Source organism: Pseudomonas sp. S2_A10, from assembly GCF_054668465.1.
In genome coordinates, this window is the sequence record NZ_CP162773.1 from 4190714 (window position 1) to 4215344 (window position 24631).

The 24631-nt window shown below is 61.1% G+C and carries 21 protein-coding genes; 11 read left to right on the forward strand and 10 right to left on the reverse strand.

Features of this window, described 5'->3' with window-relative positions; all coding sequences use genetic code 11:
* Positions 1 to 6: 6 nt before the first annotated feature.
* Positions 7 to 705 (reverse strand): CoA transferase subunit A, encoded by a 699-nt coding sequence (locus tag AB4N41_RS18825; protein WP_016774135.1) that lies wholly within the window; start codon positions 703 to 705, stop codon positions 7 to 9.
* Positions 706 to 930: 225 nt separating this feature from the next.
* Here AB4N41_RS18825 and AB4N41_RS18830 point away from each other — a divergent pair, with 225 nt between their 5' ends.
* Complete coding sequence (locus AB4N41_RS18830) at positions 931 to 1866, forward strand: LysR family transcriptional regulator (protein ID WP_252869194.1); 936 nt, start codon at positions 931 to 933, stop codon at positions 1864 to 1866.
* 44 nt (positions 1867 to 1910) lie between these two features.
* Here the strand turns inward: AB4N41_RS18830 and AB4N41_RS18835 are convergent, their stop codons facing one another.
* A complete protein-coding gene (locus tag AB4N41_RS18835) occupies positions 1911 to 2528 on the reverse strand; it encodes a DNA-3-methyladenine glycosylase family protein (RefSeq protein ID WP_252869195.1) in 618 nt (205 codons plus the stop codon).
* A 58-nt stretch (positions 2529 to 2586) separates the two neighbouring features.
* Complete coding sequence (locus AB4N41_RS18840; RefSeq protein ID WP_460137883.1) at positions 2587 to 3669, reverse strand: bifunctional transcriptional activator/DNA repair enzyme AdaA; 1083 nt, start codon at positions 3667 to 3669, stop codon at positions 2587 to 2589.
* A gap of 109 nt (positions 3670 to 3778) precedes the next feature.
* Here AB4N41_RS18840 and AB4N41_RS18845 point away from each other — a divergent pair, with 109 nt between their 5' ends.
* Positions 3779 to 4210: a VOC family protein gene (locus AB4N41_RS18845; RefSeq protein ID WP_460137884.1), complete on the forward strand. Its 432-nt coding sequence runs from the start codon at positions 3779 to 3781 to the stop codon at positions 4208 to 4210.
* Here AB4N41_RS18845 and AB4N41_RS18850 read toward each other — a convergent pair.
* A complete protein-coding gene (locus AB4N41_RS18850) occupies positions 4192 to 5310 on the reverse strand; it encodes a carboxylate-amine ligase (RefSeq protein ID WP_460137885.1) in 1119 nt (372 codons plus the stop codon). The genes AB4N41_RS18845 and AB4N41_RS18850 overlap by 19 nt on opposite strands.
* Before the next feature lie 161 nt (positions 5311 to 5471).
* On the opposite strand from AB4N41_RS18850, the gene AB4N41_RS18855 reads away from it, so the two are divergent.
* The 4 genes from AB4N41_RS18855 (at position 5472) to AB4N41_RS18870 (ending at position 9670) form a co-directional block, all read left to right on the forward strand.
* Complete coding sequence (locus AB4N41_RS18855; protein WP_122746962.1) at positions 5472 to 5747, forward strand: hypothetical protein; 276 nt, start codon at positions 5472 to 5474, stop codon at positions 5745 to 5747.
* Positions 5748 to 5941: 194 nt separating this feature from the next.
* Entirely contained in the window at positions 5942 to 6547 is a 606-nt protein-coding gene (locus AB4N41_RS18860) for a biliverdin-producing heme oxygenase (protein WP_041478637.1), read from the forward strand.
* Complete coding sequence (locus tag AB4N41_RS18865) at positions 6544 to 8781, forward strand: ATP-binding protein (protein WP_460137887.1); 2238 nt, start codon at positions 6544 to 6546, stop codon at positions 8779 to 8781. The genes AB4N41_RS18860 and AB4N41_RS18865 overlap by 4 nt, the downstream gene beginning before the upstream one ends.
* 301 nt (positions 8782 to 9082) lie before the next feature.
* On the forward strand, positions 9083 to 9670 hold the full coding sequence (locus tag AB4N41_RS18870; protein ID WP_122750638.1) for a LysE family translocator: 588 nt from the start codon (positions 9083 to 9085) through the stop codon (positions 9668 to 9670).
* Between the two features lie 143 nt (positions 9671 to 9813).
* Here the strand turns inward: AB4N41_RS18870 and AB4N41_RS18875 are convergent, their stop codons facing one another.
* The gene (locus AB4N41_RS18875) at positions 9814 to 10647 is read right to left on the reverse strand and encodes an AraC family transcriptional regulator (protein WP_460137888.1); all 834 of its coding nucleotides are present in this window, start codon (positions 10645 to 10647) and stop codon (positions 9814 to 9816) included.
* A 167-nt stretch (positions 10648 to 10814) separates the two neighbouring features.
* Between AB4N41_RS18875 and AB4N41_RS18880 the strand changes: the two genes are divergently transcribed.
* Positions 10815 to 11207, forward strand: a complete 393-nt coding sequence (locus tag AB4N41_RS18880) for a GFA family protein (RefSeq protein WP_460137889.1) — start codon at positions 10815 to 10817, stop codon at positions 11205 to 11207.
* Between the two features lie 1121 nt (positions 11208 to 12328).
* Here AB4N41_RS18880 and AB4N41_RS18885 read toward each other — a convergent pair.
* Positions 12329 to 13159 carry an alpha/beta fold hydrolase gene (locus AB4N41_RS18885; RefSeq protein WP_150635694.1) on the reverse strand — a complete coding sequence of 277 codons (831 nt, stop codon included), beginning with the start codon at positions 13157 to 13159 and terminating at the stop codon, positions 12329 to 12331.
* A gap of 248 nt (positions 13160 to 13407) precedes the next feature.
* Here AB4N41_RS18885 and AB4N41_RS18890 point away from each other — a divergent pair, with 248 nt between their 5' ends.
* Genes AB4N41_RS18890 through AB4N41_RS18905 form a run of 4 tightly spaced genes read left to right on the forward strand, consistent with a single transcriptional unit; the run spans position 13408 to position 17645 of the window.
* Positions 13408 to 13863, forward strand: coding sequence for a (2Fe-2S)-binding protein (locus AB4N41_RS18890; RefSeq protein ID WP_041478642.1), 456 nt, complete (start codon positions 13408 to 13410; stop codon positions 13861 to 13863).
* A gap of 22 nt (positions 13864 to 13885) precedes the next feature.
* Positions 13886 to 16048, forward strand: a complete 2163-nt coding sequence (locus AB4N41_RS18895) for a xanthine dehydrogenase family protein molybdopterin-binding subunit (RefSeq protein WP_460137890.1) — start codon at positions 13886 to 13888, stop codon at positions 16046 to 16048.
* Between the two features lies 1 nt (position 16049).
* On the forward strand, positions 16050 to 16628 hold the full coding sequence (locus AB4N41_RS18900) for a hypothetical protein (RefSeq protein ID WP_460137891.1): 579 nt from the start codon (positions 16050 to 16052) through the stop codon (positions 16626 to 16628).
* 54 nt (positions 16629 to 16682) lie between these two features.
* Positions 16683 to 17645: a sensor domain-containing diguanylate cyclase gene (locus AB4N41_RS18905; RefSeq protein ID WP_460137892.1), complete on the forward strand. Its 963-nt coding sequence runs from the start codon at positions 16683 to 16685 to the stop codon at positions 17643 to 17645.
* 267 nt (positions 17646 to 17912) lie between these two features.
* Here AB4N41_RS18905 and AB4N41_RS18910 read toward each other — a convergent pair whose 3' ends face one another.
* The 4 genes from AB4N41_RS18910 to AB4N41_RS18925 form a co-directional block, all read right to left on the reverse strand.
* The gene (locus AB4N41_RS18910; protein WP_460137893.1) at positions 17913 to 21035 is read right to left on the reverse strand and encodes a hypothetical protein; all 3123 of its coding nucleotides are present in this window, start codon (positions 21033 to 21035) and stop codon (positions 17913 to 17915) included.
* Positions 21036 to 21185: 150 nt separating this feature from the next.
* On the reverse strand, positions 21186 to 21980 hold the full coding sequence (gene fabI, locus AB4N41_RS18915) for an enoyl-ACP reductase FabI (protein WP_003202751.1): 795 nt from the start codon (positions 21978 to 21980) through the stop codon (positions 21186 to 21188).
* Positions 21981 to 21999: 19 nt separating this feature from the next.
* Positions 22000 to 23610 carry an ABC transporter ATP-binding protein gene (locus AB4N41_RS18920; protein ID WP_236169534.1) on the reverse strand — a complete coding sequence of 537 codons (1611 nt, stop codon included), beginning with the start codon at positions 23608 to 23610 and terminating at the stop codon, positions 22000 to 22002.
* A 1-nt stretch (position 23611) separates the two neighbouring features.
* A complete protein-coding gene (locus AB4N41_RS18925) occupies positions 23612 to 24631 on the reverse strand; it encodes an ABC transporter permease (RefSeq protein WP_252885760.1) in 1020 nt (339 codons plus the stop codon).

Here is a 24631-nt window from a genome sequence, read left to right on the forward strand (position 1 = left end):
CCTGAATTATTTGCGGATGGTGCGCTGTTCGATGCGTTTTTCGAACGTGCCGCAAATGACTCGATCGACGTAGATACCCGGGGTGTGGATCTGCGTCGGGTCGAGTTCGCCGGGCTCGACGATTTCTTCGACTTCGACCACGGTGATCTTGCCGGCGGTAGCGGCCAGCGGGTTGAAATTCTGCGCGGTGTGACGGTAAACGACGTTACCGAAATGGTCCGCCTTCCAGCCTTTGACGATGGCGAAATCGCCGGTGATGGATTCTTCCATCAGGTATTTGCGCCCCTTGAACTCGCGCACTTCCTTGCCTTCAGCAACCGGGGTGCCAACGCCAGTGGCGGTGAAGAACGCCGGAATGCCGGCGCCGCCTGCGCGCATCTTCTCGGCGAGGGTGCCTTGCGGGGTAAGGATGACTTCGATCTCGCCCTTGAGCAGTTGCTCTTCAAACAGTTTGTTCTCGCCGACGTAGGAGGCGATGACTTTGCTGATCTGGCGGTCGGTGAGCAGCACGCCAAGGCCGAAACCATCAACGCCGCAGTTGTTGGAAACCACGGTGAGGTCACGGGTGCCCTTGCGCTTGATCTCGGCGATCAGGTTTTCCGGAATGCCGCACAGACCAAAGCCGCCGGCGATGACTGTCATGCCGTCTTCCAGCCCGGCCATCGCTTCCTCGTAGGAATACACACGCTTGTCGAAACCTGCCATAGGCACCTCTTTTATTATTTGCGGGCGGCTGGCTAGCCGAATGACTGGAGTGTCTCTCTGCTGGATATATTTGTTAAGTTGATTTTTAAGGTGGATTGATTGATAAATCTCACCAATACGCGTTCGGCGATGATCGTTCCCACGCAGGAGCGTGGGAACGATCAGGGCCATCGCATCACGGCTTGCAGCTTGACGCTTGCAGCTTGCAACTGGAGCAAAGCGACCATGACCATCAAACAGATCCGGGCCTTTCTCGCCGTGGCCCATAGCCTCAGTTTTGCTGTGGCCTGCGAGCGTCTGCATTTGTCGCAATCGGCGCTCAGCCTGACCATCAAGGCGCTGGAAGAGGGCCTGGGAGGGCGTCTGTTCAGCCGTAACACGCGTAACGTGGCGTTGACCCCGGAAGGCGAGTCCCTGCTGCCGCTGGCGCGCCGCTTGATCGCCGACTGGGACAATGCCGAAGACGAAATGCGCCAGCGTTTCAGCCTGCAGCGCGGACGCGTGACGCTGGCGGCGATGCCGTCATTTGCCGGCAATCTGCTGCCGCCGATCCTCAAAAGCTTTCGCGCGCGTTATCCGAACGTCAACGTGACGGTCAACGACGTGATCAACGAGCAAGTGCTGGAAATGGTCCGCGATCGTCAGGTTGAACTCGGTGTGGCGTTCGCGCCGATGCAGAGCACGTCGATGACATTCACGCCTTTGTATGTCGATCGCTTTGTCGCCGTGGTGCCGGCCGATTCAGCGCTGGCCGGTCGCGCCGACATCGATTGGCAGACCTTGCTGGAGCAACCGTTCATCACCCTGCAGCGGCCATCAACGGTGCGGGTGATGCTGGAAGAGCATTTGCAGGCGCGCGGAATGAAGTTGCCGGTGGAGTTCGAGAGTCATCAATTGGCAACGGTCGGGCGAATGGTTGCCAGCGGGCTTGGGGTCAGCGCGGTGCCGGCATTGTGCGCGGGGCAAATGTGCGAGCTCGGTGCGCATTGCCTGACCTTGAATGATTCTGTGGAGCGGGCGATTGGTGTGTTGACCGAGCCGGGCAATGACCTGTCGGCGGCGGCGCAGGCGTTATTCGAGATTCTCAAGGCTGAGGATTTGCAGCGACAGTTCGATTTTCCCCTCACCCTGGGAGCGCGGAAACAGAGCGCCGAACGCTGATTCAGTGTGGGAGCGAGCCTGCTCGCGAAGAACGATAATGCGGTCTAAGCCTTGGCCACGCGCCACAGATACCAGGCCGCGACCGTCCGATAAGGCTTCCACGCCTGGCCAATCCCGATCATCTGTTTGCGCGTCGGCTGCACCTCCAGTCCCTTCAAGCGCCGATATCCCTCACGTACGCCAAAATCATCCGCCGGCAGGATGTCCATGCGTTCGAGGCTGTAGATCAACAGCATCTCCACGGTCCAGCGGCCGACACCGCGCAAACTGGTCAGGCGTTCGATCAGGGTTTCATCGTCCATCGCCCGTGCAGTCGGGTAATCCGGCACCACGCCGTCCAGCGTCGCCTGGGCGATCCCTTGAATCGTCGCAATCTTGCTCGCTGAAAAGCCACAAGCACGCAGTCGCTCGACCTCAGTCGCGAGAATCTGCTCCGGGCGTGGAAACACCTGACCGGGAAACAACCCCACTAAACGCCCAAGGATCGCATCGCCGGCCTTGGCGTGCAGTTGCTGATAGGCAATCGCCCGTACTAGCGATTCATACGGGTCGCGCGCTGGATGTGGTTGATGCAGGCACGGGCCGACGGCGCTGACATGGCGCAGCCAATCAGCGTCTATCGCGGCCAGAAAAGCGCTGGCCATCTCATACGTGTCAGCCATGTTGCGGTGATACGGACGTACTCATCGAAATCCCTGTTTGCGCGTTGGATCGCATGGCTCAAAAAGCCAATTGTTGAGTCATTTGCAGCGCGGCGTTTTCCAGCCTGAGCAGGAACGCCTTGCGCGGTTGTCCGCCACCATAACCGGTCAGCGAACCGTCTGCGCCGATCACTCGGTGGCACGGCACCACGATCGACAGCCGATTGTGCCCGTTGGCCAGCCCGACGGCACGGCTGGCGCCGGGTTTGCCCAGGCCTGCCGCGATGGCGCCGTACGTGCTGGTGTGGCCATAGGGAATTTGCAGCAGCGCCGCCCACACCTCACGGGCAAAAGCGCTGCCGGGCAGGTGCAGCGGCACGCTGAACTGAGTGAGTCTGCCGGCAAAGTAATCCGCCAGTTGCACCTCGATCTGCTGCAAGTGGGCGTTATGCCCCGGTGCAATCGCGTAGCCGTTACGGTTTTGCAGCGCTTCAACTTCACGGGTCAGCGCCGGGCGATCGAGAAATTCCAACAACACCAGCCCACGGCGCTCGGCCATGGCGATCATTGGCCCCAGCGGCGTGGTCAGGCGGGTGAACAGCAACGGTTCACTATTGGCCGCGCGGCCCGGGGTGATGTGGAAGGACTTCTGAAACGCATCGCGAAAACCGCTGAGCGACTCGTAGCCGGAGTCGAACGCCGCGTGATCGATCGACGTGCCTTGCCTGATCCCGCCCAGGGCCATGCCGAGGCGCCGTGTGCGCAGCCAGGCGTGGAAGGTCATGCCAAAATGCTGCTTGAACCAGCGCCGCAGTTTCAGCGGTTCGATGCCCTCGGCGAGCAATTGCGCATCGCTCCAGCGCCGTTCGGGATCGGCGTCCACCGCGTTGAGCAGGCGCTGCACCCAGTCCGGGGCAATGGCTGCCGCGTCTAGCGGTTTGCAGCGCAGGCAGGCGCGATAACCGGCGCACAGGCATTCGTCGGCGTGGGCGAAGAATTCGACGTTCTCCGGTTTCGGCTTGCGCGCCGTGCAACTGGGGCGGCAAAAGATCCCGGTGGTTTTCACGGCGGTGAAGAATACGCCTTCATAGGCAGTGTCGCGCTCGAGCATGGCGCGAACCATTTCGGCGTGGGGCGGCAGGACAGCGGCTGGTATGTTCATGACGTGAGAGTAAATCCGCTTTGTCGATGGCTCCACCGAAAAATCGACAGTGAATTTTTTCCCTTGTGCAGCACAATGAGCGGGTCGCCGCTTTCGAGGAAGCCAACTCATGCATCCCTTTTCCATTCAGCACATCGATCATATCGTCCTGCGCGTCGCCGACCTGCAGTGCAGCATCGATTTCTACGCCAGGGTGTTTGGCGCCGAAGTGGTCAGGCATAACCAGCCGCTGGGGCTGGTGCACCTGCGGGCCGGTACGTCGATGATCGATCTCGTCGATTTGGCGGGCGAACTCGGGCGCAAGGGCGGCGGCGCCGCTGATGCGCACAAGCGCAACGTCGATCACTTCTGTCTGCGCATAGAGCCGTTCGACGAAGCCGCGCTCATCGCCCATCTGCAATCGTTCGGGCTGACCGTTGAACAAGCCGCCAGGCGTTTTGGCGCCGAGGGTTACGGCTTGTCGCTTTACTGTTTCGACCCGGACGGCAATCAGGTCGAACTCAAAGGCCCGTCCGAGAGCGATCAGCCAGCGGTTTCCTGAAGCAGCAGCTCGGCCACTTGCCCGAGGGCCGAGCGGCCGTTTTGCGGTTGTTCAGACGCCAGATTGAACAGCGCCAGTTGCCGATCGGCGCTGGTGCCGCTGTCGATGATCGTCCGCGCACGCTCGAACAGCTGCGCTGCACCCAGTATCTGCGCCGTCTCGGCAAAGCGCTGCTCGGCCAGTTCCAGCCATTGCGCGAGCGAACAGTCGCCGTCGATGCCTTCGACCAAATAGCGCCCATGAATTCCCAAGCGTTTGGCCCGCCAGCGATTTTCCTCCAGCATCGAACGTGCGGTCTGGTCATAGAGCAATCCTGGCCGCCGCTGCGCACTGGCGTGAGCCACCAGAACGCGAAAGAACGCCGCAAGGGTCAGCGCATCCTCGACCCGAGGGCAAGCGTCAGTCATACGCAGTTCCAGGGTCGGAAAACGCGCGGCCGGGCGCACGCCCCACCAACACTCGCCGGGCTGGCTGATCGCGCCGATACGCATGAGAAACGCCAAGTGTTCTTCGTAATGGCGCTGATCGGCAAACAGCGGCGGGATGCCCATGCGTGGCCACTCGTCACACGCGGTCTGCCGATAGCTCATGAAATCGCTGGCGGCGCCATCCCAGATCGGCGACGAACAACTCAGCGCCAACAGCAGCGGCGTCCACGGCAGGACTTCGTTCATCACGGCGATGCGATCCAGCGGCTCGATCACCTCGACGTGCACATGCAGCCCCGACAACACGCTGCGCCGGGCAACATGGCCGTAGCGCTCGAACAGATGATGGAAATGTTCCTCGTCGGTCGGAACCTGCTCGCGCCAGTCGGCCAGCGGATGACTGCCGGCGCTGAGCACGCCCAGAGCAAACGGTTCAAGGGCTGCACCCAAGGCCTGACGGCTGCCACGGAGAAAATCGCCAGCGTGCACAAAGTCGCTGAACACCGGCGAAGCCACTTCGATCTGCCCCTGAAACATCTCCGTGGCAAACCACACACCCAGCGCCGCCCTGCAAGCCTCGATGGCCTGTGGCGGCGGACTGCCGACCATGCGCAGGCTCTGCAGGTCAGTGAGAAAGTACTCTTCCTCAATGCCGAATCGCGGGTGGCTCATGACGGTGCTCGAGCAAGTGTTTCTCTTGAGAACCGTGCGCCGTTGCGGTGGTTCACGCCAGGCGACCAGTGCCCCGCGAATGCACCGTTGGTCTTGTCCATTGCACTTGAGCGGCCAAGGCGTTTCCAAACAAGTCCGATCAACGTGTTCTGGAGGCAGACATGAGCAACCCATCCAGCAACGACAAAGCGCTTAATCAAACCGTCAATCCCAACGACGACGGCTTCGCCATCGGCACGGCCGGGCGCGATGAAGACCCCAACGCCACCACCGACTGGGATGTCAGCCGCGATAACGAGGATGTCATGACGCCGGACGATACTCGCGGTCTGCCCGGTTATCCCGGCGCCGAAAAAAACAATCCTTCGAAACCCGTTGCCGACAGCAGCGTACCGGCCAACGGCGATCCATCGGTGCAGAACGACGGCGCTGATTGAGGTGGTCAGCAGTGGCAGGATAATGGCGTCGGTCGAACTTTTCTGATCCGGCGCCACTCTGAACCTGTCATAGGGTCGCAGTTCGACAGAAAAAACGCTTCGGCAGGCAGAAAAAGCCGCGTGGCGTGATAAATTCCCCCCACGTCGAGCCCACCCAGAATGGCCCCTGCCGGGTCCCACCAAGAGCGATCTACATGCAAGCAAAGGCCCGTGAGGTTTATGTGCCACCGGTGCTGCAAGATCTGCGGGCCGGCACAGCCGAACTGCACATCGCACTGGAAAAACGCCTTCCTTTTTTTACCGATACCCTCGATACCCCCGCATTCGAGCGCTTGATGGCGGCCTATTACGGTTTTTATCAGCCGCTGGAACGGGCGTTGCTCGCCAGTGGCGCTGTCCCGGATGATTTCGATCTGACGCCTCGTTTGAAGGCCGAGACCTTGCACGCCGACCTGCGCGCGCTGGGCGCGACGACCAATGATTTGCCGCTGTGCGAGGACTTGCCGGTGATCGACTCCAGCGCCGCCAGTCTCGGTGTTTTGTACGTGCTCGAAGGCGCCACTCTCGGCGGGCAGATCCTGCGTCGGGAGATCGCCGCGCGGCTGAATCTGGACGCCGACAATGGCGCTGCCTTCCTCGACGTCTACGGCGCGGCCACCGGGCGGCGCTGGCGTGAGTTCATCGAATACCTGAGCAACCGGCCCATGGCGGCCAGCGAACGCGCGGCCGTGGTCAGCGCAGCACAAACCACATTCAGCTGTTTCGAGCAGTGGCTCGAGCGCCAGGAGGTACTGGCATGAACCCGCAAGACCCACAAGCCTTTGAAGAACTGCTGGCCAACTGTGCCGACGAGCCGATCCGCTTTCCTGGCGCGATCCAGCCCCATGGTTTGCTGCTGACCCTGACCGAGCCTGCGCTGCAGATCATTCAGGTCAGCGCCAACGTCGAAACCCTGCTGGCCCGCGCGCCCGAATCGCTGATCGGCCAGCCGCTGCACAGCCTGATCGGCGCCGAACACACCGCGCACGTGCTTGAAGCCTTGCAGCAGACAGCGTTTTCCGAGGCGGCGCCGCTACGATTCGAGCTCAACGGCACTGAATTCGAAGGTTTGCTGCACCGCCATCAGGGCGTGCTGATTCTCGAGCTGGAAATCCATGTGAAGAATTTCCAGCCGCGCAACGTCGCCGGCGTCAATACCCACCTGGGCCGCATGCTCCAGCGCCTGCAAGCGGCGACCACGCTGCAGGCCCTGTACGACATCAGCGTCAAGGAAATCCAGGCGATGACCGGTTACGACCGGGTGCTGATCTATCGCTTCGAGGAAGAGGGCCACGGTCAGGTCATCGCCGAAGCGTCCGATCCGTCGATGGAAGTGTTCAACGGCCTGTTCTTCCCGGCTTCGGACATTCCCGAGCAGGCGCGCGAGCTGTACCGCACCAATTGGCTGCGGATCATCCCCAACGCCGATTATCAGCCAGTGCCACTGGTGCCGAAGCTGCGCCCGGACACGCAAACGCCGCTGGACCTCAGTTTCGCCACGCTGCGCAGCGTCTCGCCGATTCACTGTCAGTACATGAAGAACATGGGCGTGCTGTCGTCGATGAGCATTTCCCTGCTCAAGGGCGACAAGCTCTGGGGCCTGATCAGCTGCGGCAATCGCCAGCCGCTGCACGTGCCGCATGAATTGCGCATGGCTTGCCAGACCATCGGCCAGGTCCTGTCGTTGCAGATCAGTGCCATGGAAACCCTTGAACTGACCCGCCAGCGTGAAGAGAAGGTCGAAGCGCTGGCGCGGCTCAATCAGGCGATGGTCGATTCGCCGCAAAATGTTTTCGACGGCCTCGCCCAGCAGCCAGCGACGCTGATGGCGCTGGTCAATGCCGGCGGCATCGCGATCATCGAAGACAAGCAGTTGCACCGTTACGGCAACTGCCCGGCGCCGGAAGAAATTCGCGCGCTGCACAAGTGGTTGCAGGCGCGCGGCGAGCCGGTGTTCGCCAGCCATCACCTGTCCAGCGTTTACCCGCCGGCGGCGCAGTATCAGTCTGTGGCCAGCGGTGTGCTCGCCATGAGCCTGCCCAAACCGGTGGACAACGGCGTGCTGTGGTTCCGTCCGGAAGTGAAGGAAAACATCAACTGGAGCGGTGACCCGCGCAAGCCGCTGGATCTGGAAAACTCCGACGCCGGGATGCGCCTGCGTCCGCGTACTTCGTTCGAGATCTGGAAGGTTGAGATGGCCGGGATCTCCACCAAGTGGAGCCACGGTGACCGGTTCGCCGCCAATGACCTGCGCCGTTCGGCGCTGGAAAACGATCTGGCCCGTCAGGTACGTCGCGAGCAGGCGGCTGTGCAGGCGCGCGATGATCTGGTGGCGGTGGTTTCCCACGACCTGCGCAACCCGATGACGGTGATTTCGATGCTCTGCGGCATGATGCAGAAAGCCTTCAGCTCGGAAGGCGCGCACACTTCGCGGCGTATCTCCACTGCAATCGACACCATGCAGCAGGCCACGGCGCGGATGAACACGTTGCTGGAAGACCTGCTCGATACCTCGAAAATCGACGCCGGGCGCTACTCCATCACCCCGCAGGCGCTGGAGGTCGGGCACATCTTTGAAGAGGCACAAGCGTTGCTGTCGCCGCTGGCCCATGACAAGGACATCAGCATTTCCTTCCAGGCCGATCCTGACCTGCGCATCCACGCCGACCCTGAGCGGTTGTTTCAGGTGCTGTCGAACCTGGTGGGCAACGCCATCAAATTCACCCCGCGCATGGGCACGGTCGGCGTGCACGCCAAATCGGTGGGTGACGAGATCGTGTTTATCGTGCGTGACAGTGGTGAAGGCATTCCCAAGGAGCACTTGCCGCATGTGTTCGACCGCTACTGGACGATAAAGGAAGGCAACCCGACCGGCACTGGCCTGGGTTTGTACATCACCCAAGGCATCGTCGAAGCCCATGGCGGCCAGATCGTCGCCGAGAGCGAGCCGGGGCAGGGCAGCGAATTCCGCTTCACCGTGCCGCGCCTGGCCTGAGTGCCCCTGTAGGGGGAGTTTGCTCGCGATGGCGTCAGTCCTGACAAGTCTGTTGTGACTGACCGAACGCTTTCGCGAGCAGGCTCGCTCCCACAGGTCTTGTGGGGGGGGCGAGATTTGAGTCTCACGCAAAACCTTGTGGGAGCGAGCCTGCTCGCGAAGACGTCAGCTCAGCCAACACTGGGCGACTGACCCACCGCTCCCTCAGAAGATTCGCAGCCTCAGGGTCATTTTCTTCAATACCGCAAATCCCCCGCCCGCTACCGTAGCCACCTCGTTCCTCGTTTGAAGCAGGTGTGCAATGAGTCTGATTCTTTCCATGGCGGCGTTTGCCCTCGCCGCATCCATCACCCCCGGGCCGGTCAATATCGTCGCCTTGAGTTCCGGCGCGCAGTACGGTTTCCGCGCCAGCCAGCGGCACGTGGCCGGGGCGACGTTGGGGTTTGTGCTGTTGCTGGTGCTGATGGGCTTGGGCCTGCATGAGGTGCTGCAATTGTGGCCGTTCATGACCCGCGTGGTGCAATGGGCCGGGGTGGCGTTCCTGTTGTTCATGGCCTGGAAACTGGCCAGCGATGACGGCCAACTGAACACCAGCGAGTCCGGCCGTGCGCCGTCGATGCTCTATGGCGCGGTGATGCAATGGCTCAACCCCAAGGCCTGGCTGGCATGCGTCGCCGGCATGGGCGCGTTTGTCGCCGACGGCGAGGCGCGGCTGGTCTGGCAATTTGCGGCGGTGTATCTGGTGATCTGCTATCTGTCGGTGGGCTGCTGGGCGTATGCCGGGACGTTTTTGCGCGGGTATCTGAGCAATGCGGCAGGGATGCGCTGGTTCAATCGGTTGATGGCGTTGTTGCTGGCGGTGAGTGCGCTTTATTTGCTGTTCACTTGACTGACAGGCCCACCACAACCCCCTGTGGGAGCGAGCCTGCTCGCGAATGCGGTGGATCAGTCAGTGAAGTGTTGAATGACACACCGCTTTCGCGAGCAGGCTCGCTCCCACAAGGGGGGCAGTGTTCAACTTTGAGTATGAAGTCAGCCGCGATACTGCCCCGGCGTTGCCGCCAGATGTTGTTTGAACGCTCGCTGAAAATGCGCCTGATCGGCAAACCCGGCCTGGAGCGCGACATCGGCAATCAATTGGCCGCTGCGCAAGCGCTCGCGGGCGAACTGGATGCGCTGGTTGACCACGAACGCATGGGGCGTCATCCCGTAACGCTGCTTGAACGCGCGAATCAAGTACGACGGCGACAGCTGCGCCGCCGCGCAAATTGCCTCGAGGCTGAGCACTTCTGTGCAATGTCCACGGATGAAATCAGCGGCGCGTTCCAGCTTGAAATTCGGCTCATCGACGGGCTCATCCGCCGGATTCAGGCGGACCTGCAAATCACTGAAAAACTCTACCGCCGCGCTTTGTTTCACCAGCGCCTCCATTTGGTCGTCGAGCAAAACCTCATACAACCCCATCAACTTGCCGAACAGCTCGGCATCAGCCAGATGCGTGTCGCTAAACCGCCGAAATTCCAGCTCCCCGGCAAACCCCAACTGATGTTGCAAATCCGCCAGCCACGGCGTTTCGACATACAACATCACGTACGACCAAGGCTGATCATCGATCGGATTGCAGGCGTGTACATCGCCGGGATTCATCAGCACCACGGTGCCTGCTGCCACTTCATACTGCGCCTGCTCATGCACATAGGTGCTGCGCCCGGCGGTGATTGCTCCGATGGAAAAGTGCGCATGGGAATGCCGCGCATAACAGACTTCACGCCCATCCGCGATCGCCCGCGCTTCGATGAAGGGCAGGGCGTCGTCGCGCCAGAAGCGCGGGGCTTTCTCGGGGTTTTTCGCTGTGGCGTGTTTCATCGTGATCGTCCCGGCAGGTCAGCGTCCGAGTGTATTAGCTCTGGCCGGCGAATGCCCGTTGCAGTGCGGCAACATTGAGTTCTTTCATCTGAAACATCGTCTGCATTGCAGCGCCGACTGTTATAGGCTCTGGGGGCGTGACACCACGAGCGCGATGGAGCTGAACCATGACTGCATTTACCGGCGGATGCCTGTGCGGCGATGTGCGTTTTGAAGCCTCTGGCGAGCCTTACCGGGTCGGGCTGTGCCATTGCCTGGACTGTCGCAAGATCCACGGTGCGCTGTTTCATGCCTCGGCGATTTTTCCTGAGGACGCGGTGACCATCAGCGGTGAAACCCATGAGTATCAAGGGCGGCACTTTTGCCCGCGCTGTGGTTCGTCGGTGTTCAATCGCAGTGGTGATGAGGTCGAGGTGAGCCTCGGCGCGCTGGATGCGCCGGATCAGTTGAAGCCGACCTATGAGAGCTGGATTGTGCGGCGTGAATCGTGGCTGCCGGATTTTCCGCTGGCCAGGCATTACCGTGGTGATCGTGAAGGCGAAGGGCGGGCAGAGGGATAGGGGATTGATTCAGCCTTCAGCACGCTTGCGATTTCTGTGGGGGCGAGTCTGCTCGCGAAGGCTTGTTGTCAGGCGGTGGGGGTGTTTTTGAGTGGGTACATATCCGTTGCTGCGGTAACGGCTGCTTATGGTTCCGCCCTTACGGCGGGTCACTTTTTCCAAACGCCGAAAAAGTAACCAAAAAGGCTTGCTCCTGCGTTCGGCCCTCGCAGGCTCGGGTTCCTTCGCTCCGGGACTGATCCGGGCGCAGCGGCTCCGGTTTGCTTCGCTGCACCTCCTTCCGCTGTGTCTGGCTGCGCCAGACGGTCGCTGCGCTCCCACGCCCGGATCAATCCCTCCGCTCAGCCTTCCGACGTCGCCGGTGGATCAAGATCAAAAGCAGGCGAGCTGACACTCGACCTAAGGCGAACGCGGAGACTGTAGGAGCTGCCGAAGGCTGCGATCTTTTGCTCTTGCTCTTGCTCTTGCTCTTGCTCTTGCTCTTGCTCTTGTAGGAGTGAGCCTGCTCGCGATAGCTATCTCAAAGATACGAATGAACAGCAGATCTACCCTGATCCCTGTGGGAGCTGGCTTGCCAGCGATGGCGGCCTTCCAGCCGACCAGTCTCTGACGGATATACCCAATCCCAACTGTGGGAGCTGGCTTGCCAGCGATGGCGGCCTTATAGCCGACCAGTCTCTGGCGGATATACCCAATTCCAACTGTGGGAGCTGGCTTGCCAGCGATGGCGGCCTTATAGCCGACCAGTCTCTGGCGGATATACCCAATTCCAACTGTGGGAGCTGGCTTGCCAGCGATGGCGGCCTTATAGCCGACCAGTCTCTGGCGGATATACCCAATTCCAACTGTGGGAGCTGGCTTGCCAGCGATGGCGGCCTTATAGCCGACCAGTCTCTGGCGGATATACCCAATTCCAACTGTGGGAGCTGGCTTGCCAGCGATGGCGGCCTTGTAGCCGACCAGTCTCTGACGGATATACCCAATCCCAACTGTGGGAGCGAGCCTGCTCGCGAAAGCGGAGTGTCATTCGCAGATAATTGGACTGGAGAGACGCCTCGCGGGCAAGCCCGCTCCCACAGGGGATCAGTGTTTGCCGATTGCAGTAAGCCTGATTGAGGCGGTTACCCGCGAATAAACGCCAACAAATCCGCATTGATGGTTTCCGCTTGCGTCGTCGGCATGCCATGCGGAAATCCCGGGTACGACTTCAGTGTGCCGTTGGGCAGCAGTTTCGCCGATAACGGTGCGGAGTTGGCGTAAGGCACGATCTGGTCATCCTCGCCGTGCATCACCAACACCGGCACGGTGACTTTTTTCAGGTCTTCGGTGAAGTCGGTCTGCGAGAAGGCGATGATGCCGTCGTAATGCGCCTTGGCCCCGCCGATCATGCCCTGGCGCCACCAGTTGGCGATGATCCCTTCCGCCGACTCGGCGCCCGGGCGGTTGTAGCCGTAGAAAGGTCCGCTCGGCACATCGCGATAGAACTGCGCGCGATTCGCCGCCAACTGCGCCTGAAAGCCATCGAACACCGATTTCGGCAAACCGCCCGGGTTGCTTTCGGTCTGCACCATCAACGGTGGTACGGCGCTGATCAACACCGCTTTGCTGACCTTGTCCTGACCATGCCGGGCGATGTAATGGATCACTTCGCCGCCGCCGGTGGAATGGCCGACGTGGACAACGTCGCGCGTACCCAGATGATTAACCACTGCCAGCACATCGTCGGCGTAGTGATCCATGTCGTGGCCGTCCCAGACCTGGCTCGAGCGGCCATGCCCGCGTCGATCATGAGCAATCACCCGAAAGCCCTGTGCCAGGAAAAACAGCATCTGCGCGTCCCAGTCATCCGAGCTGAGCGGCCAGCCGTGGTGGAAGTGGATCACCGGCGCGTCGCGCGGCCCCCAGTCCTTGTAGAAGATGTCGACGCCGTCTCGAGTGGTGACAAAGCCCATATTCGTTACTCCTGACCTGTGATGGACAACCGCGAGGTTCGCGGACCGGTTGCGCAGAGATACGACGACTCAGTGCGAGCCGTTATCAACTGTAGGAGCAATGCCGGGGTCTGCATGACCGCTGGTCACAACGTGTGGCTTGCTGCGCAAATTAGGCTTTGCTGAAAGGGATAAGCGCGGGCGTCCGTAGGTTTTTGCGACCACAGCGACGCCCCTTCGCACCACCGTGAGCCTGAGGAAATCCGCTGATGCTGACCCTGAATATCAATGGCAAGGACCAAGAGCTCGATGTACCCGCCGACATGCCGCTGCTCTGGGTTCTGCGCGATATCGCGCACCTGACCGGGACCAAGTTCGGCTGCGGCATGGCCCAGTGCGGCGCCTGCACCGTGCACGTCGACGGCGCGCCCTTACGCTCCTGCATTACCCCGGCGACTGCCGTCGCCCATGGGCAGAAAATCCTCACCATCGAGGGCTTGTCCACCGATGGCTCGCACCCGGTGCAGCAGGCCTGGGCCGAGCTGGACGTGGTGCAGTGCGGTTATTGCCAGTCCGGGCAGATCATGTCCGCCGCCGCGTTGCTGGCGAAAATTCCCAAGCCCACCGACAGCGATATCGATCAGGCGCTCTCCGGCAATATCTGCCGCTGCGGCACCTATCCGCGCATTCGCGCTGCGGTCAAACGCGCCGCCGAAATCGGCTGAGTCATTCTCTGGGAGAGGAACGATGAACAGTCCTGTATCGCGTCGCGGGTTTCTCAAGGGCAGCGCACTGTTAAGCGGCGGCCTGATGGTGGCGTTTGTGGTGCCCGGGGCCAACCGCTTTGCCCGGGCGGCAGAAAATCAGAACAAGACGTTCGCACCCAACGCGTTTCTGCGCATCGCGGCGGACAACAGCGTCACCGTGCTGCTCGGTCATTCGGAAATGGGCCAGGGCATCTGGACCGGCCTGACCATGCTGATCGCCGAAGAACTGGACGCCGACTGGTCGAAAATCCGCGTCGAGCACTCGCCAGCCTCGGCGGCGGATTACGGCTTGCCGGCATTTGGCGGCATGCAGATCACCGGAGGTTCGACATCGACCTGGATGGAATTTGACCGCTATCGACTCGCCGGGGCGACGGCGCGGCAGATGCTCGTGGAAGCGGCTGCGAAACGCTTCGACGTCGCGCCGTCGACGATTCGCACGGAGTCCGGCGTGGTCATCGCCGGGGACCAACGCGCGACCTACGGCGAACTGGCCGATGCCGCCGGGCAACTGCCGGTGCCGGACCCGAAAACCATCACTTTCAAGGAAGCCAAGGACTGGAAAGTCATCGGCAAACCGACCAAGCGCCTCGATACCCCGGAGAAGATCACCGGCCGCGCCAAGTTCGGCATGGACGTGCAGTTTGAAGGCCTGATGACCGCGATGGTCGCCCGCGCGCCGGTGTTTGGTGCCACGGTGAAATCCTTCGAAGGCGCCGCAGCGCTGGCCATTCCCGGCGTACACAAGGTTGTGCAGGTGCCCAGCGGCGTAGCGGTGGTGGCCGAGCATTTCTGGGCGGCGAAGCTGGGCCGTGATGCGCTGAAGGTCGATTGGGACCTGGGGCCGTTGGCCGACATGAGCAGTGAAAAACTGCTCGAGAGTTTCCGCAAACTGGCGGCGACGCCGGGCACTTCCGCCACTCAGGCGGGGGACGCCAAGGCCAATTTCGGCAAAGCCGCGAAAAAAATCGAGGTCGAATACAGCGTGCCGTATCTGGCCCACGCGCCGATGGAACCGCTCAATTGCACGGTGAAAATCAGCGCCGGAAAATGCGAGATCTGGACCGGTACGCAATTTCAGACGCTGGACCAAATGGTTGCCAGCAAGATCACCGGGCTCAAGCCCGAGCAGGTCGAAATTCACACGGAATTTCTCGGCGGTGGCTTCGGTCGCCGCGCCAATCCGACTTCGGACTTCGTCGCCGAAGCGGTGCAAGTGGCGAAAGCGGCGGACCTGCCGGTGAAAACCGTGTGGGCGCGCGAAGATGACATTCGCGGCGGCTACTACCGCTCGATGTACCTGCACAAGGCGCAGGTCGGACTGGGTGCTGATGGTTTGCCGATGAGCTGGCAGCATGTGCTGGTCGGCCAGTCGATCATGGCCGGGACGATGCTCGAGGCAGCGATGGTCAAGAACGGCATCGATGCCACCTCGGTCGAGGGCGTGGCCGACAGTCCGTATATCAAGGATCTGCCTCATCATCAGGTCGAGCTGCATTCGCCGCAGACCGGCATCAATGTGTTGTGGCTGCGTTCGGTGGGCCACACCCACACGGGTTTTGTCATGGAATCGCTGATCGATGAACTGGCGACGGCGGCGGGCAAGGATCCGGTGGAGTACCGACGAACGCTGCTCAAGGCGCACCCGCGCCACCTCGGCGTGCTCAATCTGGCGGTGGAGAAGGCCAATTGGGGCGCACCGTTGCCGGACGGCCATGCCCTCGGCGTGGCGGTGCACGAGTCGTTCGGCAGCTACGTGGCGCAAGTGGCCGAGGTGTCGCAAGACAATCTGGCGATCCGCGTACATCGGGTGGTCTGCGCAGTGGATTGCGGCATTGCGGTGAATCCGCAGAGCATCGCCGCGCAGATGGAATCGTGCATCACTTTCGGCCTCGGCATGGCCCTGCACAGCAAGCTCACCGTCAAGGATGGCGGCGTCGTGCAGTCCAACTATCACGATTATCAAGTGCTGCGGCTCAACGAAATGCCGGTGGTGGAAGTGCACATCGTCCCCAGCAGCGAAAAACCCGGCGGCATCGGCGAGCCCGGCGTGCCACCGACCGCGCCGGCGGTGGCCAACGCAGTGTTCGCCTTGACCGGGCAGCGCCTGCGCGAACTGCCACTGCAATTGTCGGGGGTGTGAGATGAAACGACATCTTGTGTTGGGCACCGTCGTGTTGCTGGGCATCGGTGGCTATGCCTCGGACCTGTTTGCCGAGGATCAGCAGGCCTTGAAAGCCTTCGACACGGTGCAGAAAGTCTTTCAGAGCCCGCGCTGCCAGAACTGCCACATCCCCGGCGATTCGCCGTTGCAGTTCGACGCCGGCATCCCTCACGCGATGAATGTAGTGCGCGGCATGGATGGCAAGGGCGCCGCTGGTTTGCCCTGCGCCACCTGTCATGCTGAAAGCAATCCGCCGGCCAGTTATGGCCCCCATGCGCCGCCGGGTGCGCCGCACTGGAGCCTGCCGCCAGCGGCACACAAAATGGCCTGGATCGGCCTGCCCCCGGACAAGCTCTGCGCGCTGATCAAGGACCGCGCGAGCAATGGTGATCGTGATTTCGCCGCGCTGTTAAAACACGTCAGCGAAGACAAACTGGTGCTCTGGGGCTGGAATCCCGGGGCAGGGCGCGCACCGGTGCCAGTGCCGCACGATATCTTCGTCGCGCAATTCAAACTCTGGGCCGATGCCGGCGGGCCGTGTCCGGTGGCGCAAATGTGAAGCCTCGGCGATTTAGCGCTACGCTCAACGCATGACTGTCTACGGAGTGTGCGCATGCTGGTGCCCGGAAAACCTGCCAACGAAGCTTCCCGAATTGACGCGCTGCATGGCCTGAATCTCAATTCGGAGCCGGAGGAACGTTTCGATCGCCTGACGCGCTTGGCCAAGCGTTTGTTCAACGTGCCGATTGCTCTGGTCACGCTGGTCGACAAGGATCGCCAATGGTTCAAGTCATGTGTGGGGCTGGATGCCACCGAGACGTCCCGCGATGTCTCGTTCTGCGGTCATGCGATTTTGCAGAACGAGCTGATGCTGGTCCCCGATGCGCTGGAAGATTTGCGCTTTCATGACAACCCGTTGGTTACCGGAGCGCCGAATATTCGCTTTTACGCCGGTTATCCGTTGACGGTCCCCGATGGCAACAAGTTGGGCACCTTGTGCCTGATCGACACCAAGCCTCGGCATCTCGATGACGAAGAGCGCGCGCTGCTGCGCGACCTCGCGGAGATGGCCGAGCAAGAGCTGACGGCGGTGCAGATGGCAAGCATGGATGAACTGACGCTGCTGTCCAATCGCCGTGGTTTCAAGCAACTGGCCCAGCATGCGCTGGATGCCTGCGCACGTTTGAACCGACCGGCGACGCTGTTGTTTTTCGATCTCAACGACTTCAAGCAGATCAACGATCTGTACGGGCATGCCGAAGGCGACAGTGCGCTGAAGACCTTCGCCGATGTGTTGCGCATTGCCTTTCGCGAGAGCGATGTGGTCGGGCGCTTGGGTGGTGATGAGTTCGTCGCGTTGCTGACCGGCTCGAGCCACGTTGAAACCACGCGGATCATGGCGCGGCTCAAGGAAATCCTCGAAGAGCGCAACGCCACGCTGCACCGTGGTTACGCGATTCGTTTCAGCGTCGGCCAGATCGAATACGACCCCAAACGCCACGAAACCGTTGATCGCCTGCTTGCCGATGCGGATGGCGCGATGTATGCGCACAAGCAAGCTCTGAAAGGCTGTTAGTAACGGCACCATCGCTGGCGAGCCAGCTCCCACAGAGTCCAGTGACGTTAATGAGGTGTGAGTTCACCTTGAATTCCTGTGGGAGCGGGCTTGCCCGCGATGGCGGTGGGTCAGGCAGTTTGATGCTGGCTGATGGAATGTCTTCGCGAGCAGGCTCGCTCCCACAGGTCTCGATGGCGCGGAGGATTTTTCAGTTCAGCACGATCTCTGTGGGAGCGAGCCTGCTCGCGAAGGCGTCAGTCGATCTATCGCCGGATTCGCCAGTGCTCAGCGCTTGGGCGGGCTCAGCTTCTGGTAAAACGTCAGCCATTTCTCGTGACTCGCAACGGCATCCTCGAGTTCGGGCACGCGCAATGCGTCTTGCAAGGCTTGTGCTTTAAAGGCATCGAACAGATGCCGGACAGCGGTGCTGGCGATGGCGTTGACTGTGTTGGAGGCGAAGGTATCGGGCACGGCGGCGCGCTCCTGTTGCGCCAGGGGTGCGCCCTGAATATCGAGGCGAGTAATGAACGCGTTACAAGTGGCATTCAAGCGAGGCTGGTAGCCGTGCCTGTAGGCTTCGGCGTCGACGGGCAGCGATTTCGCCGCATCATTTGCCCCCGATGGTTTGAGTAATGCAAGGTCGATATCGCGACGCAGCACCACTTCATTCCTGCCAGTGAAAATCTCGAAGACTCTGGCTGGACTCCCACGCAGCAGCGCCAAGATGCCGAATGGCGCAGTGCTGGCGTCAGCCAGCTTGTCCGTGGCTGCCGATACTGGCCGCAGGGCGAGCAGTTCCAGCTCGTGATCTTCGATGTCGATTCGCTGCGCGAACGGCAAGCGACAGAACGCTTCCTTGAGAAATGCGATATGTGCGTCCTTCATTTGCCTCAGGCGTGCGCTCAGTGCCGCATGGAAGTAGGTTGCCACATTGTGCAGTCTGGGCAACGAGGCAAGCATGGGGGCCAGTTGCAACTGTGCATTGCTCGATTGCCATCCCGCCAGCTTCCCTGTCAGCTTGCCGGCGACATGCAATTCGCTCAGCGAGTAATGCGCTGAAAAGGTCTGCGGGTTGGCGTCTGCAACAAACAGCGCCTTCTCCGTGAGGTAGGGGGAATCGCTGAACACCTTGCGCAGATCGGCCAGGGCAACCGTGACGGGAGTGGGCGGTGCCGAAAGGAACGCCCGCCGATAAAGATCGTTCAACAGGCGATTGTGGTTGCGGAACAGGACATCGGCCTGCTTCAGCGTCGTGGCGTCATAAACAGTCACCGGAAATTCGGCATTGCGCTGGATCAGCCCTCTGGCAACCGCCCAGTCAACGACCAGTGAGGCACAGGAATCCTCGCGCAGAAATTTGTAGAAGTGCGTGGGGGCCGGGCCTTTGGTCAGTTGGTTCAGTTGCTCATAGCTCATCAGGCGTGCCACACCCGGCATTTGGCTTTCGATATACAGCACGACCTGCTTCAGCCTGACCCAACGCGAACAACTCATGTAACAGAGTGATGGCGGAATATGCCGGGTCAGAAACTCCGGCGCTATACCGGACAACAACAGATGGGTGGCCAACGTCTTGTTTTTGACCGATGCAAGAGCGGGCTGCCGATCAATGAAGCGGCGTACCTCGTCATAGCTGTCGCCCCAGAAATCACGCCCCTCCAGACGTTGCTCGACAATACGGTTCAAATCTTCACCCGCGTTCGGCTCCAGGCTGAGAATCAATGCAGCGAGCAACAGGCGATCGCGGTTGGTGGCCAGCAGGCGTTTCTCCTGCGCCGGAGCGCCCAGAGTCTTCACCAGCAGATTGCCCAGCGTTTGCGCGCGCGGTGTGATCAGAATACGGCTGATCAGGTAGTCGGCTTTTGCCTGGAGCGTTTTGAGCGGCAGATCGGTATCGACACCCTCACTGAGGTAGTCGATCAACGGCGGCGAGTCTACGGGTAAAAACGCCTGTGTGGTGTCGATGATGCTCTGACGCTGTTGCGCCGTGAACCGTTCGGTTTGTGTCCACGGCTGGCCGAGCAGATACCAGTGATTCATATGCCCGGGGCGGGTGTGCAGATTGATCCTGAACCATTTCACCAGCGCGAGGGCTTGCTCGACAGTGTTCGGCAAAAGCAGATTGTAGAAGCGCAACATTTGCCCAAGGGTGACTTTACCGCTCGAGCGCAGGGCGCCGCCGGCTTTGCTTGCCTTGGCCTTGAGCTGGTCGCGAAAGAGTTTCAGATCAGCCTGTTTTTCCACCTGCGCCGTCAGGGTGACCCAGCCCTTTACGCTGGCAGTACCGACATGACCGGATTCGGTGACGAGCAATTGACTGTCGGCAGGCAGTCCGTGCTGCTGCAGGATGGCTTGAAAATCCTCATCGGCGCTGAGTGTCTGCAATTGACGCTGGCCATACTTCATCCGTCCCGCCAGCGCGGAATCCGGATGGGGCTCGCTGATTTCCTCGTAATCGATCTTGGCCTTGGGCGCTTTGTTCCAGCTCAGCGCTTCAAGGCGTCGCACGATGTGCCGGTTATCTTCCAGAGCGCCAAATTCTTCACGATAACTGCGGATGGGGTCGTTGCTTTGCACGTAATCGCTGACGTAGGGCAGCGCCGGCCAGCTTTGCTGGCGCAGGCGTTGCGCAAGTGCCCTGGCTTCGCGAGCATCTTGCGGCAACGCAAACTCATAGCGGCCCAGAAGCTCGCCCAGTTTGAGGCGCGGCCCTCTGGCCGGCGCGGAAACAGAGGCCGAAGTGAGGGTTACCGGCGTGTCGAGAAAGCCTCGCTGCTCGAAAGGGTCGCTCGCCAGCAACACTTCATCGATTCGATCGGCGATCGCCCGAAAGTCTTCCAGTTGCGCGTTGCGTTCCTTCACTAGCGCCGACGTGCTCTGGCCGTTTTCATCGATGGCCGCCAGACCGGTTTTCTTCAGCTCGGCGAGGATGACTCGGGCCTGAATCTGGTTTTGCGGTTCCGGGTAACCGTAGAACGCCAGCACCACTTGCCGTGGAAACCGATACAGCGGGTTGGCGGATTTACCGCCGATGTAGGGCAGGCCCAGCCCCGCAGGATCGATACGCTGGGAAATCGATAGCAGCATCGGCGCCATCTGCCACCAGCCCGAATCATCTTCCAGCGTGAACGTGCGGACATCGCTGGAGCCGTTCGAGGGTGTCTGCGCTTGCAGGGTATCGCCCTTGATCTGCAGGGTATCCAGATCGATGTTAAAGCCACTGGCCCAATCGAGAAATTCAGGGCGTTCGAGGGCGCTCCAGTAAAGCTCCATCCATTCGCGCAGCCGGCATGCACGGGGAACCTCCAGCGTGCGCGCCGGTGTGGCGGCGCTGACCACCGGTACGGCGGTCAATTCTGCGATGAGATTGTGAATCAGCGTCTGTTCATGTACCGGTGTGTCGTCCATCTGCGCCTCCCTGGCGGCTGATAAGCATCGAGCGCCGAGTATCAAAGGCAGGGCAGGGTGGTTGGCGGTACATATGTAGTTGGGCGAGCTTTTCTGCAGGCATAAAAAAACCCGCCGGATCCGGCGGGTTTTTTAACGGCTACAGGAAGATCACTCTTCGATGTTGCCCATCGCGGTGGTGTTGAAGCCGCCGTCGACGTACATGATTTCACCGCTGATGCCCGACGCCAGGTCGGAGCACAGGAAGGCGCCGGCGTTGCCGACTTCTTCGATGGTGACGTTGCGGCGCAGCGGAGTCTGCGCTTCGTTGGCGGCCAGCATCTTGCGGAAGTTCTTGATGCCGGATGCGGCCAGGGTGCGGATCGGGCCAGCCGATACGCAGTTGACGCGGGTGCCGTCCGGACCGAGGGAACCGGCCAGGTAGCGGACGCCGGCTTCAAGGGAAGCCTTGGCCATGCCCATCACGTTGTAGTTCGGCATGGTGCGCTCGGCGCCAAGGTACGACAGGGTCAGCAGGCTGCCGTTGCGGCCTTTCATCATTTCGCGACCAGCCTTGGCCAGGGCCACGAAGCTGTAGGCGCTGATGTCGTGAGCGATGCGGAAACCTTCACGAGTGGTGGCTTCGGTGAAGTCGCCGTCCAGTTGGTCACCCGGGGCGAAGCCGACGGAGTGGACGATGCAGTCCAGACCGTCCCACTTCTTGCTCAGCTCTTCGAAGACCTTGGCGATTTCTTCATCGCTGGCCACGTCGCACGGGAAGCACAGCTCAGGGCTCGAACCCCAGCCTTGTGCGAACTCTTCGACGCGACCCTTGAGTTTGTCGTTCTGATAAGTGAAGGCAAGCTCAGCGCCCTCGCGATGCATGGCGGCAGCGATGCCGGATGCGATGGACAGCTTGCTGGCGACACCGACGATCAGTACGCGCTTACCGGCGAGAAAACCCATGTGTTGCTCCTCTTTCAGGTTATTGCGCAGTGGCTGGTGCCAGAAAAGCGGCTTCCAGCAACTGCTGTGTATACGGATGTTCGGGGGCGGCAAAGATACTTTGCGCGTCTCCCTGTTCGACCACTTGGCCATGCTTGACCACCATCAGCTGGTGGCTCAGCGCTTTGACGACAGCCAGGTCATGGCTGATGAACAAATACGTCAGGTTGTACTTGGCTTGCAGTGAACGCAACAGCTCCACCACTTGCCGCTGCACCGTCCGGTCGAGCGCCGAAGTCGGCTCGTCCAGCAGGATCAGCGCCGGTTTCAGCACCAGAGCCCGGGCAATGGCGATTCGCTGCCGTTGCCCACCGGAAAATTCGTGGGGGTAGCGGTGCCGGGTTTCCGGATCCAGACCTACCTCCTTCAATGCCGCAATGATCGCCGCTTCCTGTTCGGCTGCGGTGCCCATTCTGTGTATCCGCAGGCCTTCGCCAACGATGTCATTGACGCACATGCGCGGGCTCAGGCTGCCGAACGGGTCCTGAAACACCACCTGCATCTCCCGCCGCAGCGGCCGAATCTCGTTCTGCGTCAGGCAGTCTAGCTGCTTGCCTTCAAAGCGGATCGTGCCTTTGCTGCCGATCAGCCGCAAAATCGCCAGACCGAGGGTGGATTTGCCGGAACCGCTTTCGCCGACGATCCCCAGAGTCTGCCCCTGAGGCAGGCTGAAATTGATGCCGTCCACTGCCTTGACGTAATCCACCGTGCGTTTGAGCAGGCCTTTCTTGATCGGGAACCAGACTTTGAGGTCCTCGACTTCGAGCAGCGGCGCGCCGATTTCATTGCTCGCCGGGCCGCCGCTGGGCTCCGCGCCGAGCAATTCCCGAGTGTACGGATGCTGCGGCGAACGGAACAGCTCTGCGCACGATGCCTGTTCGACGATGCAACCGCGCTGCATGACACATACGCGATGCGCAATTCTTCGCACCAGGTTCAAATCGTGACTGATCAGTAGCAGCGACATGCCCAATCGAGCCTGAAGATCCTTGAGCAAATCGAGGATTTTCAGCTGAACGGTCACGTCCAGCGCCGTGGTCGGTTCGTCGGCGATCAGCAATTCCGGCTCGTTGGCCAGGGCCATGGCGATCATCACCCGCTGCCGCTGGCCGCCGGACAATTCATGGGGCAGGGCCTTGAGACGCTTGTGCGGCTCGGGAATGCCGACCATTTCCAGCAGCTCCAGCGTGCGTTTGGTCGCCACTTTGCCACTCAGGCCCTTGTGGATGCCGAGCACTTCGTTGATCTGCTTCTCGATCGAATGCAGCGGATTGAGCGAAGTCATCGGCTCCTGAAAGATCATGGCGATGCGGTTGCCACGAATATGGCGGATGGTCTTCTCGCTCAAATCCAGCAGGTTCTGCCCGGCGTAATTGATGCTGCCGGCCGGATGTCGCGCCATGGGGTAGGGCAGCAGGCGCAGGATCGAGTGCGCCGTTACCGATTTGCCCGAGCCCGATTCGCCGACCAGTGCCAGGGTCTCACCGCGCTTGATGTCGAAGCTCACGCCCTCGACCACGCGGTGCACGCGCTCGCCGAAACCGAATTCGACGGCGAGGTCGCGCACTTCGATCAGATTGTCCTGATTCATTTCACTTCCTCGGGTCGAAGGCATCGCGAGCGGACTCGCCGATAAACACCAGCAGACTCAACATCAGCGCCAGCACGGCAAACGCGCTCATGCCCAGCCATGGCGCCTGCAGGTTGGATTTGCCTTGGGCAACCAGTTCGCCCAGCGACGGACTGCCGGCCGGCAAGCCGAAGCCGAGGAAGTCCAGCGCGGTCAGGGTGCCGATGGCGCCGGTGAGGATGAACGGCATGAAGGTCATGGTCGAGACCATGGCGTTGGGCAGGATGTGGCGGAACATGATCGCGCCGTTCTGCATGCCCAGCGCGCGGGCGGCGCGCACATATTCCAGATTGCGCCCGCGCAGGAACTCGGCGCGCACCACATCGACCAGGCTCATCCACGAGAACAGCAGCATGATGCCCAGCAACCACCAGAAATTCGGCTGGACGAAACTGGCAAGGATGATCAGCAGATACAGCACCGGCAGCCCCGACCAGATCTCGAGAAAGCGCTGCCCGGCCAGATCGACCCAGCCGCCATAGAAGCCCTGCAGGGCGCCGGCAATCACACCGATGATCGAGCTCAGCACGGTCAGCGTCAGCGCGAACAGCACGGAAATGCGGAAGCCGTAGATCACCCGCGCCAGCACATCGCGGCCCTGATCGTCGGTGCCCAGCAGGTTGTCCGTCGAGGGTGGCGCCGGGGCCGGGACTTTCAGGTCGTAGTTGATGCTCTGGTAGCTGTAGGGGATCGGCGCCCACAGAATCCACGCGTCCTTGGCCTTGAGCAGCTCACGGATGTACGGACTCTTGTAGTTGGCTTCCAGCGGGAATTCGCCGCCGAACGCGGTTTCCGGGTAGCGCTTGATCGCCGGGAAATACCAGTTGTTGTCGTAATGCACGACCAGCGGCTTGTCGTTGGCAATCAGCTCGGCGCCCAGGCTCAGGCCGAACAGGATCAGAAACAGCCACAGCGACCACCAGCCACGCTTGTTGGCCTTGAACAGTTCGAAGCGTCGGCGGTTGAGAGGGGACAGGTTCAT

What these genes read in the sequence shown, in the direction of transcription:
- AB4N41_RS18825 (WP_016774135.1), bottom strand. Translation starts at nt 705, where the DNA reads ATGGCAGGTTTCGACAAGCGTGTGTATTCCTACGAGGAAGCGATGGCC.
- AB4N41_RS18830 (WP_252869194.1), top strand. Translation starts at nt 931, where the DNA reads ATGACCATCAAACAGATCCGGGCCTTTCTCGCCGTGGCCCATAGCCTC.
- AB4N41_RS18835 (WP_252869195.1), bottom strand. Translation starts at nt 2,528, where the DNA reads ATGGCTGACACGTATGAGATGGCCAGCGCTTTTCTGGCCGCGATAGAC.
- AB4N41_RS18840 (WP_460137883.1), bottom strand. Translation starts at nt 3,669, where the DNA reads ATGAACATACCAGCCGCTGTCCTGCCGCCCCACGCCGAAATGGTTCGC.
- AB4N41_RS18845 (WP_460137884.1), top strand. Translation starts at nt 3,779, where the DNA reads ATGCATCCCTTTTCCATTCAGCACATCGATCATATCGTCCTGCGCGTC.
- AB4N41_RS18850 (WP_460137885.1), bottom strand. Translation starts at nt 5,310, where the DNA reads ATGAGCCACCCGCGATTCGGCATTGAGGAAGAGTACTTTCTCACTGAC.
- AB4N41_RS18855 (WP_122746962.1), top strand. Translation starts at nt 5,472, where the DNA reads ATGAGCAACCCATCCAGCAACGACAAAGCGCTTAATCAAACCGTCAAT.
- AB4N41_RS18860 (WP_041478637.1), top strand. Translation starts at nt 5,942, where the DNA reads ATGCAAGCAAAGGCCCGTGAGGTTTATGTGCCACCGGTGCTGCAAGAT.
- AB4N41_RS18865 (WP_460137887.1), top strand. Translation starts at nt 6,544, where the DNA reads ATGAACCCGCAAGACCCACAAGCCTTTGAAGAACTGCTGGCCAACTGT.
- AB4N41_RS18870 (WP_122750638.1), top strand. Translation starts at nt 9,083, where the DNA reads ATGAGTCTGATTCTTTCCATGGCGGCGTTTGCCCTCGCCGCATCCATC.
- AB4N41_RS18875 (WP_460137888.1), bottom strand. Translation starts at nt 10,647, where the DNA reads ATGAAACACGCCACAGCGAAAAACCCCGAGAAAGCCCCGCGCTTCTGG.
- AB4N41_RS18880 (WP_460137889.1), top strand. Translation starts at nt 10,815, where the DNA reads ATGACTGCATTTACCGGCGGATGCCTGTGCGGCGATGTGCGTTTTGAA.
- AB4N41_RS18885 (WP_150635694.1), bottom strand. Translation starts at nt 13,159, where the DNA reads ATGGGCTTTGTCACCACTCGAGACGGCGTCGACATCTTCTACAAGGAC.
- AB4N41_RS18890 (WP_041478642.1), top strand. Translation starts at nt 13,408, where the DNA reads ATGCTGACCCTGAATATCAATGGCAAGGACCAAGAGCTCGATGTACCC.
- AB4N41_RS18895 (WP_460137890.1), top strand. Translation starts at nt 13,886, where the DNA reads ATGAACAGTCCTGTATCGCGTCGCGGGTTTCTCAAGGGCAGCGCACTG.
- AB4N41_RS18900 (WP_460137891.1), top strand. Translation starts at nt 16,050, where the DNA reads ATGAAACGACATCTTGTGTTGGGCACCGTCGTGTTGCTGGGCATCGGT.
- AB4N41_RS18905 (WP_460137892.1), top strand. Translation starts at nt 16,683, where the DNA reads ATGCTGGTGCCCGGAAAACCTGCCAACGAAGCTTCCCGAATTGACGCG.
- AB4N41_RS18910 (WP_460137893.1), bottom strand. Translation starts at nt 21,035, where the DNA reads ATGGACGACACACCGGTACATGAACAGACGCTGATTCACAATCTCATC.
- fabI (WP_003202751.1), bottom strand. Translation starts at nt 21,980, where the DNA reads ATGGGTTTTCTCGCCGGTAAGCGCGTACTGATCGTCGGTGTCGCCAGC.
- AB4N41_RS18920 (WP_236169534.1), bottom strand. Translation starts at nt 23,610, where the DNA reads ATGAATCAGGACAATCTGATCGAAGTGCGCGACCTCGCCGTCGAATTC.
- AB4N41_RS18925 (WP_252885760.1), bottom strand. Translation starts at nt 24,631, where the DNA reads ATGAACCTGTCCCCTCTCAACCGCCGACGCTTCGAACTGTTCAAGGCC.